General features: G+C 70.1%; 16 protein-coding genes. 10 read left to right on the top strand and 6 right to left on the bottom strand.

Going from position 1 to position 16,765, the window contains the following annotated elements; genetic code table 11:
- The first annotated feature begins 2 nt into the window (after window positions 1–2).
- The 7 genes from EIZ44_RS39560 (at window position 3) to EIZ44_RS39590 (ending at window position 5,269) form a co-directional block, all read left to right on the top strand.
- Complete coding sequence (locus EIZ44_RS39560) at window positions 3–341, top strand: gas vesicle protein (protein WP_134734076.1); 339 nt, start codon at window positions 3–5, stop codon at window positions 339–341.
- Entirely contained in the window at window positions 338–1,072 is a 735-nt protein-coding gene (locus tag EIZ44_RS39565) for a GvpL/GvpF family gas vesicle protein (RefSeq protein ID WP_134734077.1), read from the top strand. Before EIZ44_RS39560 ends, EIZ44_RS39565 begins: the two co-directional genes overlap by 4 nt.
- Window positions 1,039–1,251 (top strand): gas vesicle protein, encoded by a 213-nt coding sequence (locus tag EIZ44_RS39570; protein ID WP_051172506.1) that lies wholly within the window; start codon window positions 1,039–1,041, stop codon window positions 1,249–1,251. The genes EIZ44_RS39565 and EIZ44_RS39570 overlap by 34 nt, the downstream gene beginning before the upstream one ends.
- Window positions 1,252–1,262: 11 nt before the next feature.
- Window positions 1,263–1,547: a gas vesicle protein K gene (locus EIZ44_RS39575; protein WP_037818464.1), complete on the top strand. Its 285-nt coding sequence runs from the start codon at window positions 1,263–1,265 to the stop codon at window positions 1,545–1,547.
- 100 nt (window positions 1,548–1,647) lie between these two features.
- Entirely contained in the window at window positions 1,648–2,199 is a 552-nt protein-coding gene (locus tag EIZ44_RS39580) for a (2Fe-2S)-binding protein (RefSeq protein WP_134734078.1), read from the top strand.
- Window positions 2,196–3,200 (top strand): FAD binding domain-containing protein, encoded by a 1,005-nt coding sequence (locus EIZ44_RS39585; RefSeq protein WP_134734079.1) that lies wholly within the window; start codon window positions 2,196–2,198, stop codon window positions 3,198–3,200. Before EIZ44_RS39580 ends, EIZ44_RS39585 begins: the two co-directional genes overlap by 4 nt.
- Window positions 3,197–5,269: a xanthine dehydrogenase family protein molybdopterin-binding subunit gene (locus EIZ44_RS39590; protein ID WP_134734080.1), complete on the top strand. Its 2,073-nt coding sequence runs from the start codon at window positions 3,197–3,199 to the stop codon at window positions 5,267–5,269. Before EIZ44_RS39585 ends, EIZ44_RS39590 begins: the two co-directional genes overlap by 4 nt.
- Window positions 5,270–5,278: 9 nt before the next feature.
- Here the strand turns inward: EIZ44_RS39590 and EIZ44_RS39595 are convergent, their stop codons facing one another.
- Window positions 5,279–5,929, bottom strand: coding sequence for a dienelactone hydrolase family protein (locus tag EIZ44_RS39595; protein WP_134734081.1), 651 nt, complete (start codon window positions 5,927–5,929; stop codon window positions 5,279–5,281).
- 78 nt (window positions 5,930–6,007) lie between these two features.
- Between EIZ44_RS39595 and EIZ44_RS39600 the strand changes: the two genes are divergently transcribed.
- Window positions 6,008–6,604 carry a gamma carbonic anhydrase family protein gene (locus tag EIZ44_RS39600; RefSeq protein WP_134734082.1) on the top strand — a complete coding sequence of 199 codons (597 nt, stop codon included), beginning with the start codon at window positions 6,008–6,010 and terminating at the stop codon, window positions 6,602–6,604.
- Here the strand turns inward: EIZ44_RS39600 and EIZ44_RS39605 are convergent.
- The 4 genes from EIZ44_RS39605 to EIZ44_RS39620 are packed head-to-tail and all read right to left on the bottom strand — an operon-like array spanning window position 6,543 to window position 10,745.
- Window positions 6,543–8,696, bottom strand: a complete 2,154-nt coding sequence (locus tag EIZ44_RS39605; protein WP_134734083.1) for a HEAT repeat domain-containing protein — start codon at window positions 8,694–8,696, stop codon at window positions 6,543–6,545. The two genes, EIZ44_RS39600 and EIZ44_RS39605, sit on opposite strands and share 62 nt — an antisense overlap.
- Before the next feature lie 14 nt (window positions 8,697–8,710).
- A complete protein-coding gene (locus tag EIZ44_RS46215; protein ID WP_205673454.1) occupies window positions 8,711–8,953 on the bottom strand; it encodes an ArsR/SmtB family transcription factor in 243 nt (80 codons plus the stop codon).
- 59 nt (window positions 8,954–9,012) lie between these two features.
- Window positions 9,013–9,837 (bottom strand): NAD(P)-dependent oxidoreductase, encoded by an 825-nt coding sequence (locus tag EIZ44_RS39615; protein WP_439098638.1) that lies wholly within the window; start codon window positions 9,835–9,837, stop codon window positions 9,013–9,015.
- A 41-nt stretch (window positions 9,838–9,878) separates the two neighbouring features.
- On the bottom strand, window positions 9,879–10,745 hold the full coding sequence (locus EIZ44_RS39620; RefSeq protein WP_134734085.1) for an NAD(P)-dependent oxidoreductase: 867 nt from the start codon (window positions 10,743–10,745) through the stop codon (window positions 9,879–9,881).
- 126 nt (window positions 10,746–10,871) lie between these two features.
- Between EIZ44_RS39620 and EIZ44_RS39625 the strand changes: the two genes are divergently transcribed.
- Window positions 10,872–13,967, top strand: a complete 3,096-nt coding sequence (locus EIZ44_RS39625; RefSeq protein ID WP_338081106.1) for an AfsR/SARP family transcriptional regulator — start codon at window positions 10,872–10,874, stop codon at window positions 13,965–13,967.
- A gap of 306 nt (window positions 13,968–14,273) precedes the next feature.
- Here the strand turns inward: EIZ44_RS39625 and EIZ44_RS39630 are convergent, their stop codons facing one another.
- Window positions 14,274–15,686: an amidase gene (locus tag EIZ44_RS39630; protein ID WP_134734087.1), complete on the bottom strand. Its 1,413-nt coding sequence runs from the start codon at window positions 15,684–15,686 to the stop codon at window positions 14,274–14,276.
- 110 nt (window positions 15,687–15,796) lie between these two features.
- On the opposite strand from EIZ44_RS39630, the gene EIZ44_RS39635 reads away from it, so the two are divergent.
- The gene (locus EIZ44_RS39635) at window positions 15,797–16,762 is read left to right on the top strand and encodes an Lrp/AsnC family transcriptional regulator (RefSeq protein WP_037818452.1); all 966 of its coding nucleotides are present in this window, start codon (window positions 15,797–15,799) and stop codon (window positions 16,760–16,762) included.
- Window positions 16,763–16,765: the final 3 nt, after the last annotated feature.

The following is a 16,765-nucleotide window of genomic DNA, read 5'->3' on the forward strand; positions in this document are numbered from 1 at the left end:
AGATGAGCGAGTCCAGCCTGGCCGCCGGGAGACCGGCCGGAGTGTCCCGCCCGGGCGGTTCCGGCGGCGGCGCGAACCTCGCCGACATCCTGGAACGGGTGCTGGACAAGGGCATCGTGATCGCCGGGGACATCCAGGTCAACCTGCTCGACATCGAGCTGCTGACCATCAAGGTGCGGTTGCTGGTCGCGTCGGTCGAGCGGGCCAAGGAAATGGGCATCGACTGGTGGGAGCACGACCCGTCCCTGTCGTCGGGCTCGCAGCGCAAGGAGCTGATCGAGGAGAACGAACGACTGCGCGCGCAACTCGAACTCGCGCGGGGAGAGCGAGCGGAACAATGAGCTGGTATTGCTACGCAGTCACGGAATTCGCCGCGGAAAACCCGGCGGAGGGCATCACCGGGCTCCGCGAGCAGCCGGTTTCCGCCATTTCCGAGGCCGGGCTGACCGCGCTGGCCAGCCCGGCCCCGGACGAGGGGTTCGACGAAGCGTCCTTGCAGCACCTTCCGTGGCTGGAAGAAATCGCCCGCGCGCACAACGCCGTCGTGGACGAGGCGAGTCGTCGGACGGGCGTGCTGCCGCTGCGAATGGCGACGATCTACCGTGACGAGGACCGGGTCCGGGAAATGCTCGCCGAGCATTCCGCGCAATTCTCGGAAGCGTTGCGCCGGGTCCGGGACCACGCCGAATGGGGCGTGAAAGTCTTCGCCTCGCTCCGCGCTGCCGAAGAGCCCGCTGCCGAAGCGCCCGCCGACGGACGTTCCTACCTGCGGCAACGACTCCGCCAACGCCAAGCGCGGGACACCCGGACGAACGAAGCGCTCGCGGTCGCCGAGCGAATCGAGCGGGAACTCGCGGAGCTGTCCGCGGACCTCCACCGGCACCGCACCCAGGACCCCGCCCTCACCGGCCGCGCCGACCGCAACATCCTCAACCTGGCCTGCCTGGTCCCCGACGCCGGCCGCGAACGCTTCCTGGAGCGGCTCGCGGACCTGCGGCAATCGGAGGTCGCCGGAGTCGAAGTCGAGGTCACCGGCCCGTGGGCCCCGTACTCCTTCGCGGGGATCTCGTGACGGGCGCGGTCGAGGAAACCGACCGGCTCGCCCTGGTCGACCTGCTGGACCGGCTGCTCGCCGGGGGCGTGGTGCTCACCGGCGACCTGGTGCTGTCGGTCGCCGAGGTCGATCTGGTGCACATCTCCCTGCGCGCGCTGATCACCTCGGTCCGCGAAGACTGCCCGGCGCCCTGGTGAAAGGAGGGCCGATGCCCAAGGCCGACGCGCTGGCCACCCGCCTCGAAACCGACGCGGACACGGTGGAACGCGACCTGATGAAGCTGGTTCTGACGATCATCGAACTGCTCCGGCAGCTGATGGAACGCCAGGCCCTGCGCCGCGTCGAGGAGGGCGGGCTGACCGAGGCGCAGGAGGAACGCCTCGGCCTGACCCTGATGCTGCTCGAAGAACGGCTGACCGAACTCCGGGACCGGTACGACCTTTCCGCCGCGGATTTGAACCTCGACCTCGGCCCGTTGGGGACGCTGTTGTGAGCGAGTTCGTGTGGTCGCGGTCCACGGCGGCAAGGACGCCGGCAACCTGCCCTCGACCAGGCGGAGGTTTGGGCGCGGGGTGAGCGGGTATGGCGGCGGTATGCGACCGGCCGAGACGGAACCCATCCCGGAAACCGCCAGTGCGGTCCGGACGATCGCGCTGCGCGTCGACGGGACCGAGCACCGGCTCGCCGTGGACCCGCGCCGCACCCTCCTGGATCTGCTGCGGGAGCAGATCGGCAACTACAGCGCCAAGAAGGGCTGTGACCACGGCCAATGCGGTGCCTGCACGGTTCTGCTTGACGGCCGCCGAGTCCTGTCGTGCCTGACGCTCGCGCTCACCTGCGACGGCACCGAGGTGACCACAGCCGCTGGCCTGGCCGAGGACGGCGAGCTGCATTCGCTGCAACAGTCGTTTGTGGACCATGACGGGTTCCAATGCGGCTACTGCACGCCCGGCCAAATCTGTTCCGCGGCCGGATTGCTGGCCGAGTTCGGCGACGGCGCGCCCAGCCACGTCACCAAGTCGGTGGCCGATACTCCGCAATGGACTGACGAGGAAATCTCCGAGCGAATGAGCGGAAACCTCTGCCGTTGCGGTGCCTACGCCGGGATCGTCGCGGCGATCCGCGAGGCGGGAGAGCAGCGATGAAGCCCTTCGCGTACGGCAAACCGGCGACGACGGCCGAGGCGGTGCGGGCAGTGGCGGCCGAACCGTCCGCGATGTTCCTCGCCGGCGGCACCAATCTCGTCGACCACCTGAAACTGGGGGTGGCGCGCCCGGAGCGCATCGTCGACGTGACCGGCTTGATGTCGACCGAGATCCGCGAGGACGACGGCGAACTGGTGATCGGCGCGGGCGTCCGCAACAGCGACCTCGCGGCCGACCGGCGGGTCCGGGAACGGTATCCGGTGCTGGCCGAGGCGCTGCTGTCCGGAGCGTCGCCGCAGCTGCGGAACATGGCCACCGTCGGCGGGAACCCGTTGCAGCGCACCCGATGCGTCTACTTCCAGGACGTCACGACCCCGTGCAACAAGCGTTCGCCCGGCTCCGGTTGCTCGGCCCTCGGCGGCTACACGCGCCATCACGCGATCCTCGGGGCGTCCGATCAGTGCGTCGCGACGCATCCCTCCGACATGGCAGTGGCGATGGCGATGCTCGACGCGCGCGTCCACGTGCTCGGCCCGTCCGGAGAGCGGACGCTGCCCTTCGCGGACCTGCACCGCCTCCCCGGTGAGCACCCGGAACGCGACACCGTCCTCGAACACGGCGAACTGATCACCGACATCACGCTGCCCGCCACTTCCTGGTCGCGCCGTTCGACCTACCGCAAGGTGCGCGACCGGGCCTCCTACGCCTTCGCGCTCGTCTCTGTCGCAGTTGGACTGTCTATTTCAGACGGTGTTATCGAGGATGTCCGGCTGGCTTTCGGCGGCGTAGCGCACAAACCCTGGCGCGCTGAGCGGGCAGAGGAAGTCCTGCGCGGCAACCGACCCAGCGCGGATGTTTTCCGCTCGGCAGCCGATGCTGAACTCGCGGACGCCAGGGCGTTGGACGGCCTCGACGGAGGGAACGCGTTCAAGATCCCGCTCGCCGCCCGCACCCTGACTGCGGTGCTGCGCGACCTGACCACCGAGGAGCGCGACCGATGACCGGACTGCTGGAACCCCGGGCGATCGGACGCGGGCTCACCCGCCGCGACGGTCCGGCGAAGGTCGCCGGAACCGCGCCGTACGCCTACGAACACCCCGCCGAAGCACCGCTGTACTGCCATCCGATTCAAGCGGCCATCGCCCGCGGTCGTTGCCTGCGGATCAGCGGCGTCGAAGCGGAAGCCCTCGACGGCGTCCGCGCGTTGATCACCCCCTTCACCGCCGAGCGGCTCGCCGACACCGACGACGCGGAACTCGCGGTGCTGCAGGATTGCGAAATACCGTTTCGCGGCAGGGTGATCGGGCTCGTCCTGGCTGAGTCTTCCGAAACCGCGCGGCACGCGGCGGAACTCGTCGACGTCGAATACGAGACCGATCCGTTCGTCGCCGAGCTCAAGGCCGACGATCCCGACCTGTACCAGCCGGACAAGGTCAACCCGAGCTTCGCGACCGACACGAGCGAGGGCGACCTCGAGACCGCGTCCGCCGTGACCGTGGACCAGACCTACACCACGGCGATGTACCACAACAACCCGCTCGAACCGCACACGACGACGGCCTTGTGGGACGACGGCGTGCTGACGCTGTGGGACTCCACCCAAAGCGTCCACTCGGTACGGTCCACCGTGGCGAAGACCTTCGGCCTGCCCGCCGAGCGCGTCCGGGTGATCTGCCCTTACATCGGCGGCGGTTTCGGCTCGAAGGGGATGCCGCACGCCAACGTCGTGCTCGCCGCGCTGGCCGCCCGGACTGTGCCGGGCCGTCCGGTGAAGCTCGCGCTGACCCGGCAGCAGATGTTCAGCCTGGCCGGGTACCGCACGCCGACGATCCAGCGGGTCCGCCTCGGCGCCGACCGCGACGGACGGCTGGAGTCGCTCGACATGGCCGTCGTCGAGCAGACCTCGCGGATCAAGGAATTCGCCGAGCAGACCGCGGCGCCCGCGCGGATGATGTACGCCGCGCGGAACCGGGCCACCAGTCACCGGCTCGCGCGGCTCGACGTGCCGGTGCCGTCGTGGATGCGCGCGCCGGGGGAGTGCCCGGGAATGTTCGGCCCGGAAGTCGCGATGGACGAACTCGCCGAAGCGCTCGGCATTGACCCGATTGAACTGCGGGTGCGCAACGAACCGGAGGAGGATCCGGAAACCGGCCTCCCGTTCTCTAGCCGACACTTGGTCGAATGCCTGCGCACCGGAGCCGAACGCTTCGGCTGGGACTCCCGGACGCGTGGTCGCCGAGACGGGCGATGGCTGGTCGGCAGCGGAGTCGCGGCTTCGGTGTACCCCGCGAAGCGGATGCCCGGATCGAGCGCGACGATCCGGTACGAGAAGGGCCGCTATACCGTCGAAATCGGCGCGGCCGACCTGGGGACGGGCGCGTGGACGATCCTGCCGCAGATCGCGGCGGACGCACTGGACGTGCCCGTCGATTCCGTCGACGTCCGGATCGGCGACACCGATCTCCCCAAAGCCACGGTGGCCGGCGGTTCGACCGGAACCGCTTCGTGGGGTTCCGCAGTGGTCGCGGCCGCGGAGGCGTTCCGGGACAAATACGGCTCGGACCCCGGTGACGGCGACGAGGCACAGGCCGACACCCCGAAAAACCCGGACGACAAGAAATACTCGACGTACGGGTTCGGAGCACAGTTCGCCGAGGCGCGCGTCGACGCCGACACGGGCGAAGTCCGGGTGTCGCGGCTGCACGGCACGTTCGCGGTCGGCCGGATCGTCAACCCGGTCACCGCGCGCTCGCAGCTGCTTGGCGGCATGGTCATGGGATTGTCGATGGCGCTGCACGAAAACAGCGTCCTCGACCCTCGGTTCGGGCATGTCGTCAATCACGACCTGGCCGAGTACCACATCGCGACCAACGCGGACGTGGAAGACCTGCGCGCGGACTGGCTCGACGAAACCGATCCGCACCTCAATCCGATGGGTAGCAAGGGAATCGGCGAAATCGGCATCGTCGGGACCGCGGCGGCGATCGCTAACGCGGTCCATCACGCGACGGGGGTCCGGGTGCGGGACCTGCCGATCACGCTCGACAAGCTCCTGCCGGGACTGCCCTGAGCAACGGCGTCACAGCGCGAAGGCGTGGTCGCCGCCGTCCGGAAGATGCCGGTCGAACCACGCGGCGGCTGCGTCGGCGACCTGTCCCAACGCGCCGGGCTCCTCGAACAGGTGCCCCGCCCCCGGCACCACCACGAGTTCCCGGTCGCCCGGCAATTGAGCCGCAGCCGCCTTGTTCAGCCTGCGCACGGTGTCGTCGTTGCCCCCGACGATCAGCAGCACCGGGCAACGCACCTCCGCCAAGACATCCTCGGCCAGGTCCGGCCTGCCGCCGCGGGAAACCACCGCCCGCACGACGTCCGGCCGGCTCGCCGCCGCGCTCAACGCCGCGGCGGCTCCCGTGCTGGCTCCGAACAGCCCCACCGGCAATCCGCCCGCCGCGGGATGCCGGCCGAGTTCGTCCAGCGCGCGCAGCAACCGGTCCCGCAGCAGCCCGATGTCGAACCGCTGCCGGTCGTGCTCCTCCTGGCTGAGCAGGTCGAACAGCAGCGTCGCGTAGCGGTGGTCCTGCAAGGTCCGGGCGACCGCCTGGTTGCGCGGGCTGTGCCGCGAACTGCCTGAGCCGTGCGCGAAAACCACCACCCCGGCAGCATCGGCGGGCACCGTCAACTCACCCTCGGCCGACGACGTCCCGGCACCGACCGCGAACGGTTCCGTCATGGCTTCCTCCTGCCAGCGTCCGGAACCGGATATCCCGGCAGGGCGACGGCCAAACGGACGGCGGGTTAGCGTGGACCGATGCTGATCGAACATCGAGGACGACGCCCGGTGGTCCCGGAGTCGGCGTACGTCGCCCCGACCGCGGTGCTGTGCGGCGCAGTCGTCCTCGGCGAACGAGCCCGAATCCTGCACGGCGCGGTGCTGACCGCGGAAGACGGGGAGGTCCGCACCGGTTCGGACGTAGTGGTCATGGAAAACGCACTGGTCCGCGGCCGGGCCGCACAGCCCTCGACGCTCGGGGACGCGGTGCTGATCGGACCGCACGCCCACGTCAACGGAGCCGTGATCGAGGACGAGGTGTTCGTCGCGACCGGAGCCTCGCTGTTCCCGGGCTCAGTCGCCGGCGCCGGGTCCGAGCTGCGGATCAACAGCGTGCTGCACGTCAACTCCCACCTCGAACCCGGCACGGTGCTTCCCATCGGCTGGATCGCCGCTGGCAACCCGGCCGAACTGTTCTCCCCGGACCGGCACGACGAGCTGTGGGAACTGCAGCGCACCCTGGATTTCCCGGGCACTGTCTACGGCACGCCGAGAGGCACCCCGATGCGCGAACTCATGCGCCGCCAAGCCGAGTTTTACGGCTCCCATCAAGGTGATCGTCTTCTTGACGAATGACGTCGACCGAAGCGAGCACCGTGCGGGCATCGCGCTGAAAGGCTTCGTCACCAACGATGTCGATGTCATTGGCCAAGCCGTCATCGGATTTGGCGACCCGTTCGACGAGATAGCGGCGCGGCGACGCGAGCGCCTCTCGCAGCAACGGCGCGGCGGGGGCAGCCGCGGACCCGAGTTCGGTGAGGTCTCGCGCGATACCGGGCCAGCGGCGACGGCTGCGCGTCCAGACCGACTGCAGGACGGCGACCACAGGCTCGGGATCGCCGCTGATCCGCCACAACGCGGTCGCGGCGTTTTGGTGCAGCCACCCGTATTCGTCGACACGATCGAGCAGCGCGCGCAACGCCGGAATCGTGGCTGCGGCGGCGGGTCCCAGGTCCCGCACGCCTGCCGCGGCCGCGCTGGCGGTGAAGTTGTCGTCCTTGCGCAACGCCCGAAGGATCACCGGCAGTGCGGTCTCGGCGTCCTTGTCCAGTTGCCACAGCGCCGTCGCGGCTCTGGCCGCGATTCCGTCGTCCGGGTTCTTGAGCAGCGGTCGCAGCAACGGAACAGCCTCGGCACCGGCGCCGATCTTGGTCAGGATCGAGGCGGCCTGCGCCGGATCGGATTCCAGCGCGGCCAGGACCTCCGGTGCTGCTTCGGCCGCGGCGGGCCCGATCTCGGCCAAGGAGTCGCACAGGGCTTCCCGGGCTCGGTCGTCGTTCTCGCCGAGACCTCGCAGGCGCTGCCGGATCAGCGGAACCAGTTCCGCGGCCGTCGGTCCCAGACCGGCGATGTGCGAATTGAGGTAGTTCGGCAGCGGATCCTGTTCGAGCAGCCACCGCAGCACCGGCAAGGCTCGGCTGTCGCCGATGCGGCACAGCGCGCGGATGGCCGGGCTGACGTCGCCGCCGCTGTACGGGGTCGGCATTGTCCACGCCAGGGAACCGGCCGGGGTGTACTCACCGGTGCGGGGAGCCGATTCGATGCAGGCCACGAGCGCGTCCGCGGCCGGAGCGGCGAGTTCGCCGATGATCGACAACGTGGTGGCGGCCCGCATGCGCAGCCGCGGCGGCGAGTCGCCCAGCTGGTCGCCGATCAGAGAGACCAGTTCGCTGTGGTCGCCTCGCCAGCCGAAAAGCAGCGTCTGGGCGGCAAAGACAGCGTGGTAGCGCTGCGCCCAGTCCGCGGCGCGCAACTGCGCCGCGATGAATGCGGAGCGCGCGGCAACCCGGTCGCCGAACGCCCAGCTGACGTCCGTGACGAGGCGGTCTAGATGCGGTGCCGGCTCGCTGTTCTCGTAGCTGAGCCCACGCTGATGAAGCATGCCGCGCAAGGTTTCGGTGCTGACCGGATCCGGTCGCGGCGGCGGCGGTTCCTCGGCATAGGCAGCCTCCACCGCCGCGGTGAGCGCGGTGACGACCCCCGCTGGCACTTGCGCGGGCCCGATGCGGATGCTTTCGGTCAGCGCAGCGACCCGAACCCGGGCTGACTGCGCGCCAACGGCCATCGACTCCAACGCGGCACTGATCTCCCCGCCCGTGCCCAGCATGCCCGCCGCCTCGACGAGCGCGACCTGAACCTCGGCGTCGCACTCGACCGGCAACCGGGCCAGTACCGCGGAGGTCACCCGGGCCAGATCGTCGCGGCAGCCGGGCAGCGCAGCGGCGACCGCCCGGCGCACCTCGCGATCGGGGTCCTCGAGCAAGCTCAGCAGACCCGGACCCGCCGCCGCGAGCGTCCGGGCCGCCTCCGCCGCGGGACCGGTGTTCGGCACTTCCCACCCCACGCCGCCGATGCTGGCGACCAGCCCGAGGATCCCGGCGCGGCCGGGCAACCCCGGCGTGGCCGCCGCTTCCAGCAGGAACGGCAGCGCCGCCACTGTGCAGTCGTACACGTCGAGCTGGTGGTGGACCGCGCCCTCCATGCCGTCCAGCGCCCGCTCCCGCACCACCGGGTCAGGCGAAACCAGACCCCGGAGCAGGTCCGGGACATCGGTCGCCGGCCCGTACGCGTGCTTCATTCCCGCCCAGTCGATCTCGTCGAGACCAGAGAACACCGTCCACCCCGTTCCGGGCCGGGACCCCAGCCCGGCCGAGGGTGTGATCGACATCGGCGCATTCCCTGTTACGACCAGGAGAATCCCTTGGGCCCGCCGGGGTTACCGCGGCTCGAGAAATGCCCTCCCCAATGGTGTGAGCGAATGATGCACCCCCATCCCCGCCCGGTAGTCGTGATCAACCCCGCCGTCCGCAACGTCTTCGTGTGCTGGCTGACTGCCGCCAGCGAAACTCCCAGCCGCGCGGCCAACGCCGTAGTGGACGCGTCCGCCGCCAGTGCGCACAGCAGCTGCGCCCGCGTCCACCCCACCAGACCGGTCAGCTGGTCCTCCCGGGTTCGACCCGGGCGGCTTCCCAGACCGCGGGCGCTCAGCCGCGGATCACCTCGAACAGGCTGGTCCAGCTGTCCCGGCCGTGCCCGGCGGCGACCGCGCGGTCGTAGTGCTCCTTGACCGCGGCGGGCAGGGCCACGTCGATGCCCGCGTCCCGGCTCGCGGCGAGGATGTGGTCGGCCGTCGCGCCCATCATCTTGGCGTTCGCCTCGTCACCGGGGTGGCTGCCGCTGTCGACGTTCTTCGCCGCCTCGTCCAGCGACGTCTGCACCAGCGTCAGCAGCTCGTTCGCGTACGGCACCAGCGTCGCGGCGGACACCCCGGCGGTGCCGACGAGCGCGGCGGAGTGCAGGAACGCCGACAGCGTCGTGAGGAAAAGATCCAGCAACGACTGGTAATACAGCTGCGCCAGACCCGGATCCGCGCCTCGGTAGTCCGGCCGTCCGATGACGCGCAGGGCCGGTTCGATCCGCTCGAACGTCGGCTGCGCGCCGCTGTAGAACACGAACGCACCCTCGGTGCCGACGACCTGCGCAGGCACCATGATCCCGCCCGCGATCATCTCCGCACCGCGCGCGGCCAGCCATTCCGCGGCCACCCGGGTCCGCTCCGGCGTGTCCGAGCTGAGGTTCACTACGATTTTCCCGCGCAGCGCGTCCTCGGTCGGCGCGAGAATGTCGTACATCGCCTGATAATCAGTGAGACTGAGGATTACCAATTCGTTCGCGGCCAGCGCCTCCGCGACCGTTCCCGCGCGCTTCGCACCAGCGGCCACCACGTCGTCGGCGCGGCTTGCGGTGCGGTTCCACACCGTCACCTCGTGGCCCGCTGCCAGGTAGGACCGCACCATGGCCTGCCCCATCGGGCCGAGGCCGATCACTGTCACACTCACCAGAGTTCTCCTTATTTCTTCAGCAGTTCGATGACGCTCGTCAGGTTTTCCGCGCCGTGGCCGTCGGCGGCCCGGCGCAGGAGCAGCTGGTGCAGCGGCGCGAGCAGTTCGGAGCTGACACCCTGGTCAGCGGCCGCGATGGGCAGGTTTTCGAACGCGGCGGCCTGCATCCCCAGGTTCGACACGACGTTCTGGGTGTAGTCGCCGCTGTCGACCTCCACCGCAGCGTGCTGGACGAAGCTGCCCATCGCGGCCAGCCATCCGCTCAGCAACGGCGCGAATTCGACCGCCGAAAGCCCTTCGCTGCGGATCAGCGCGTAGGCCTGCAAGACGCCGGTGAACTGGCCATACATCCCCGACAACAGCGCGAGATCGTGCAACGCCGCCAGCCCCGGGTCCTCGCCGACGTAGTTGCTGCCGCCGAACGCGTCGAACGCCGCGCGGTGCGTGTCGAACACGTCCTGGGGTCCGCTGTAGAACACGAACGCGCCCGGCCGCCCGATCATCGGCGGAACCGCCATGATGCCCCCGTCGAGGAACGCCCCGCCCTGCTCCTCGACCCATTCGGCCAGTTCACGGGCCTGGCGAGGGGTGCCGTTGGTCAGATTCACCACCGTCCGGCCCGCCAGCGAGGCCGTCTTGAGCACTTCGCGCACCGACGCGTCGTCCAGCAGGCAGACGATCACCAGTTCGCTCGCCGCGACCGCCTCGGCGGCCGACCCCGCCGCCACCGCACCCCGCTCCACCAGCGGCTTCGTCTTGTCCGCAGAGCGGTTCCAGACCGTCACCGGCCGTCCCGCTTCGAGCAGCGCACCGGCCAGCGCGCTGCCCATCGCACCGAGCCCCAGCACGGTCATTGAGGTCGCATTCCCGGACATGTGGTCCCTCCAGTTCGTTGATCTGTCGACCACGGTGCCGAGGGCCGCGCACGGTTCGCTGCGGGTCCGCGCACGGATGCGGGTTACGGTGGATCTGTGCGATTCGGGATCCTGGGGCCCTTGGCCGTGAGCAGCGACGACGGCCGGCCGGTGCGGGTGCCCGAGGCCAAGGTCCGGACCCTGCTCGCGGTCCTGCTCGTGCACGAGGGCGCTCCGGTGTCGGCGGACCGGCTGGCCGACGACCTGTGGGGCGACCAGCTGCCCGGCAACCCGGTCAACACCCTGCAGACGAAGGTCTCGCAGCTGCGCCGTGCGCTCGAACGCGCCGAACCTGGGTCCGGCAGCGCGCTGGTGTTCCAGGCCCCCGGTTACGTCCTGCGGACCGAACTGGAAGCGGTGGACGTCGGACGCTTCCGTGCGTTGACCGCCGCGGCGAGCACGGCGGAAGACCCGCGGGCGAAGGCCGATTTGCTCACCGAAGCGCTGGCATTGTGGCGAGGCCCGACGCTCACCGAGTTCGCCGACGAAGCCTTCGCGCAGCCAGTGATTCAGCGGCTGGAAGAGGATCGCCTTGTCGCGCAAGAAAACCTCGCCGACGCGCGGCTCGCACTTGGCGAACATGCCACGCTGACCGCGGAGCTCGCCGACCTCGTCCGGCAGCATCCGTTGCGGGAAAGGCTGCGCGCTCTCCAGATGCGCGCGCTGTATGCGGCGGGTCGGCAGAGCGAGTCGCTGGCTTCCTACGACGAACTCCGCCGCCGTCTCGCGGACGAGCTGGGCCTCGATCCCGGCCCCGAACTGACCGCGCTGCACCGGTCGATCCTGGCGCAGGACCCGTCTCTGACTGCCGTCGTCTCGCAGCTTCCGGTGCCGCTTACCGAACTGGTCGGCCGGACCGCCGCGACCAAGGCGGTCAGCACGCTCGTTCGCGAATCCCGGTTGGTGACGCTCACTGGACCCGGCGGCGTCGGCAAGACCCGGCTCGCGCTGGAGACCGCGCACCGGCTCGGCGGCGACTTCGCCGCGGGCGCGTGGCTTGTGGAGCTGACCGGCATGGACCGGCACGAATGCGCGCTGAGCCAGTGCCCGCCGATCGAGTGGGTGGTGGAGGCGATCGCGGCGACGCTGGGCATCCGGGACGCGGCGACGCCAGCGCAGGCGGATCCGGTGCAGCGACTGGCCGAGTCCTTGCGCGGCAAGGAAACCCTGATCGTCCTGGACAACTGCGAACAGCTGATCGAGCCGGTCGCCGCGACCGCCGCACGGCTGCTGGCGGCCGCGCCCGGACTGCGGATCCTCGCCACCAGCCGGGAACCGCTCGGGCTCGCCGGGGAAACGCAGTTCCCGGTGCCGCCGCTGGATCACGACAGCGCCGCGCGGCTGTTCACGGCACGGGTCGCTGACACTGGGTACACTGTGGACAGTGCCGACGCGGAGGCGGTCGCCGAGATTTGCCAGAAACTGGACGGATTGCCGCTGGCGCTCGAACTCGCCGCGACCCGTGTGCGCGCGTTGGGCGTGCCGGAGTTGTTGCGCCGCCTGGACGATCGGTTCCGTCTGCTGGACACCACTCGCCGGGGTGTGCCTGCCCGGCAGCAGACTCTGCGCGCGATGATCGACTGGAGCTGGGAACTCCTGAGCGAGCCGGAACGCCTTGTGCTGCAACGGTTGTCGGTGCACACCGAGGATTGCTCGCTGGACGCGGCCGAGGCGGTCTGCGCGGGCGACGGCGTCGAAGAAGGCGAGGTGCTGGGTCTGCTGGCGAAGCTTGTCGACCGCTCGCTGGTCGTGCCCGCGAACGCGCGGTACCGGCTGCTTGAGTCGGTGGCAGTGTACGGCCTGGAACGGCTGCGGGACGCTGGCGAGGTCGAGAAGACGCGGCGTCGGCACGCGGAGTATTACGTCGAGCTCGCCGGTGCCGCGGACGCCGGTCTCCGCGCCCGCGACCAACGGCGCTGGCTGCAGCGCCTCGACGTGGACCTGCCGAATCTCCGTGCCGCAGCGGAGAATCTGGCCGGTTGGGGGAGCGCCGACGACGCGTTGCGCTTGGCGAACCGGCTGGCGTGGTACCGATTCCTGCGCGGCCGGATGGCCGAGGCGATGCGCTCCCTGCGCGCCGCCCTCGGTTTGCCCGGCGGCGACGAGGACCTGCGCGTGGAAGCACAGGCGACGCTCACCGCACTCGGCATCCTCGCTGGCGACCGGCCGGACTGGCGTCCCGTGGCCGATCTGCCGACGAGCCCTCGGGCCAAGTGGTTCATCGGCTACGCACTGTCCACAGTGGCCGATCTGCCCGGCGCGGAACCGCTGACCCTGGAGGCACTCGCCGCCTTCGAAGCGACCGGCGACCGGTGGGGGATCGCGGCGGCCAGCGGCGACCACGCGAGCCAGGCCCTGTCGAGAGGCGATATCGCGGGAGCGTGGCGTTACGCCGATCGCTGCGCGGAGTTGTTCGCCGAAATCGGCGACAAATGGGGTCAGCTGCAGGCGAACTTCGCACACGGTGCACTCAGTTCCCTTGCCGGGAATTACGCGCGCGCTGAAGCGGTCCACATCGAAGGATTGCAGATCGCCGAGGAACTGGGCTTGTGGCCGGAAGCGTCGTACCAGCTGTCGTGGCTAGGCCGGATTGCGCTGCTGCGCAAGGACTACGTCGCCGCTCGCGAACTGCATGACCGGGCTCGCGAGGTCGCCGCGGAGCACGGCTTCACGCCGGGGGAGATGTATGCGCTGACCGGACTGGCCCTCGGCGCCCGGCGCGAGGGCGACCTCGACCTCGCCGAACAGCATTTGCGGACGCTGCTCGAGTGGAACAAGCAGGTCGATTTCGAACCGGGGAACACGTTGATCCTCGCGGAACTCGGTTTCGTCGCCGAATTGCGCGGAGATGCGGAGACGGCGTTGCGACGGCAGCAGGAAGGGTACGAGATCGCGCACCGGACCGGCGATCCGCGAGCGATCGCGTTGGCGCTGGAAGGGTTGGCGGGCGCGCACGCACTGGCCGGAGCAGCCCGCGAAGCCGCACGTCTGCTGGGCGCGGCCGCAGCTTCCCGCGCTGGGATCGGCGCACCGCTGCCTGCCGCGGAGCGCACTGACGTGGACCGGATCACCGCCCGCGCGAGCGAGGTCCTCGGCGCGGCAGAATTCGCGGCCGAGTTCCGCGTAGGCGGCGAACGGGAAACGCTGCCTGCGGTCCGTGAAGGACTCCTTGAGGGAATCTGATTCCCTCAAGGAGCCCTTCACGGACGTGGATTCCCCATGCCAGGGACTGGGTCGCGGTGCTTCGGCCCGAATGGCCGTCCGCAAAGGTCTCACCATCCGGCGAAACGCCCGATTTACCCGTATGTGACCGGGTTGGCAGGGTCGTGAGGGGGACCCTGAGGGAATCAGATTCCCTCAGGGTCCCCCTCACGTACGTTCGCCTTGCCCGCTGCAACCTGTGCGCCGGGCACCGGGGCAACGCGGCTTAAGTTCCTGGCATTGAATCTGATTCCCGGAAGGAGCCCTTCACGGACCGTGGCTCGCGGCTCAGAAGACGGGCCGCCGGTTGCCGTGCCCGGTCGCCTGCTCGAAAGCGTGCGCGGCCCGCAACAGTCCTAGCTCGCCCCGCAGCGGCGCGATGATCTGCAGCCCCACCGGACGTCCGTCCTCGGTGAACCCCGCGGGCACCGACAGCGCCGGGCAGCCGGTCGCCGAGACCGAGTACGCCGAGCGCATCCACTCCAGATAGTCGTGCATCGGTTGCCCGGCAACGACTTCCGGGTACTCCCACTCCACCGGGAACGGCGGCACCTGGCTCACCGGCGCGAGCAGCAGATCGTACTGCGTGAAGAACTCGCGCATCCCGGTGATGAGCTGCAGCTGCCGCGTCTGCGCGCGGGCGATGTCGGCACCGGAAAGCGTTGCGCCGAAAGCGATGTTGTCGGCGAGCGTCTGCTTCATCTTGTCCGGATGCTCTTCGAGCAGACCGCTGAACCCGGTGTGGAAGAGCCAGCCGCGCAGGGTGCGGAACACCTCGTCGGCCGCGGCAAGGTCCGGGCAGGCCGGTTCGACGCGGCAGCCGAGTTCGGCGAACACCCGCACCGCCGGTTCCAGCACGGCGGTGACCGCCGGGTCGACCGGCAGGCCGCCGAGGTCCGGCGACCACGCCACGCGCAGTCCGGCGAGGTCGGCGTCGAGCGACCCGGCGAACGGCGCGGCGGGCTGGTCGAGCGCGATCGGGTTGCGCTCGTCGTACCCGGCGATCACCGACAACAACAGCGCGACGTCGGCGACCGTCCGGCCCATCGGCCCCTGCACGCCCAGCGCCTCCCAGGGCAGCGTCGCGGGCCAAGTCGGCACGCGGCCGGGCGACGGGCGCAGGCCGACGACGTTGCAGAACGACGCCGGATTGCGCAGCGAACCGCCCATGTCGCTGCCCTCGGCGAGCGGGTGCAGACCCGCGGCCAGTGCGGCCGCCGCCCCGCCGCTGCTGCCGCCCGCGGACAGGTCGCGCCGGTACGGGTTGCGCGTGGCCCCGAAAACCGGGTTCATCGTGTGCGAACCGGCCCCGAACTCCGGCGCGTTCGTCTTGCCGAGCGTGATCGCGCCCGCGTTCCGGATCCGCTCGACGACGAGCGTGTCGCTGTCGGGGACGTGGTCGGCGAAAATGGGGGAACCGTAGGTGGTGCGGACCCCGGCGACGTCGTGCGTGTCCTTGTGAGCCACCGGAATCCCGTGCAGCGGACCGACCTCCTCGCCGTGTGCGAGACGTTCGTCGGCGGCCGCGGCCTCGCTCAGCGCGCGCTCGGCGGTGAGCGTGACGATCGCGTTGATCTGCGGGTTGACCTGCTCGATCCGGTCGAGATGGGCCTGCAGCACCTCGCGGGCGGACAGCTCGCGGACGCGCAGCCGCCGGGCCAGTTCGCGGGCGGGCAAGTAGCAGATCTCCTCAGCGCTCACTGGTTTCCTTCCTGACCCCGGTGTCCGTTCGCGACGTCAGCTTCGCGCGTGGTGCTGGGGTCGGACAAGACCTGCTCGACAAATGACGGAATCAGCCACAGTATTGGCTGATGACCGCACGGCTGGACCCACTCGACCGCCGGATCGCCGGCGCGCTGCAAGTCGACGGCCGCGCGTCCTGGCGGCGGATCGCCGAGGTGCTGGACGCGCCGGAGCGCACGGTGGCCCGGCGCGGGACGCACCTGCTGCGCACCGGCGTCGTGACGGTTGTCGCCGTTTCGCCGCACGGCGTGCCGCTGCTGGTGCGCGGCCGCTGCAGGGCCGGGCTCGGCCGTCCCGCGGGCACCGCGCTCGCGGGACGGCCGGAGACGAGCTTCTGCTACCTGATCACCGGACAGGGTGAACTGGTCGCCGAGGTCTTCTGCGACCGCAACCGGCTGCCGACCTTCATGTTCGACGAGATGGCGGCAATCCCCGGCCTGCTCGATCTCACGGCCGATACCGTCACGCGGTACTACCGCACCATCCACGAATGGCAGCCCGGCCTGCTGAGCCCGGCCGAGACGGAGGCGATCTCGTCGCTTCCGCAGCCGACTCCGCAGCCCCGGCAGCCCGACGGCGTGGACTTCAGCAGCGACGAACGCGCCATCGTGCGCGCGTTGCGCGAGGACGGCCGGCGCACGCACGAGGAACTCGCCCGTGCCGCCGGGATCTCGGAATCGACCGTCCGCCGCCGGCTGGAAGCGTTGCGGCGGGAGGAAAAGGTGTTCATCCGGGCGGTGGTGGAACCGGCCGTGCTCGGGCTGCCGGTCGAGGCGCTGCTGTGGATCCGCTGCCGCCCGCACGACGTCGACGACATCGGCCGCGCCCTCCTGGGCTCGCCGTACGTGCGCTACGCGGCGGCGATGACGGGCGAGTATCAGCTGCTCGCTGACGTCACCTTGCCCGACATCGCCGCGTTGCACGAGTTCGTCGGCAGTTCCGGCTGGTCCCGGCAGGCGGATTCGGTGCACACCGGGGTGGTGCTGAAGGCGTTGAAACGCAGCAGCGTCCTCGCGCCCGAACTGCGCCCCTGACCG

The sequence above is a fragment of the Amycolatopsis nivea genome (assembly GCF_004522235.1).
In the GTDB taxonomy this organism is placed as follows: Bacteria; Actinomycetota; Actinomycetes; order Mycobacteriales; family Pseudonocardiaceae; genus Amycolatopsis; species Amycolatopsis nivea.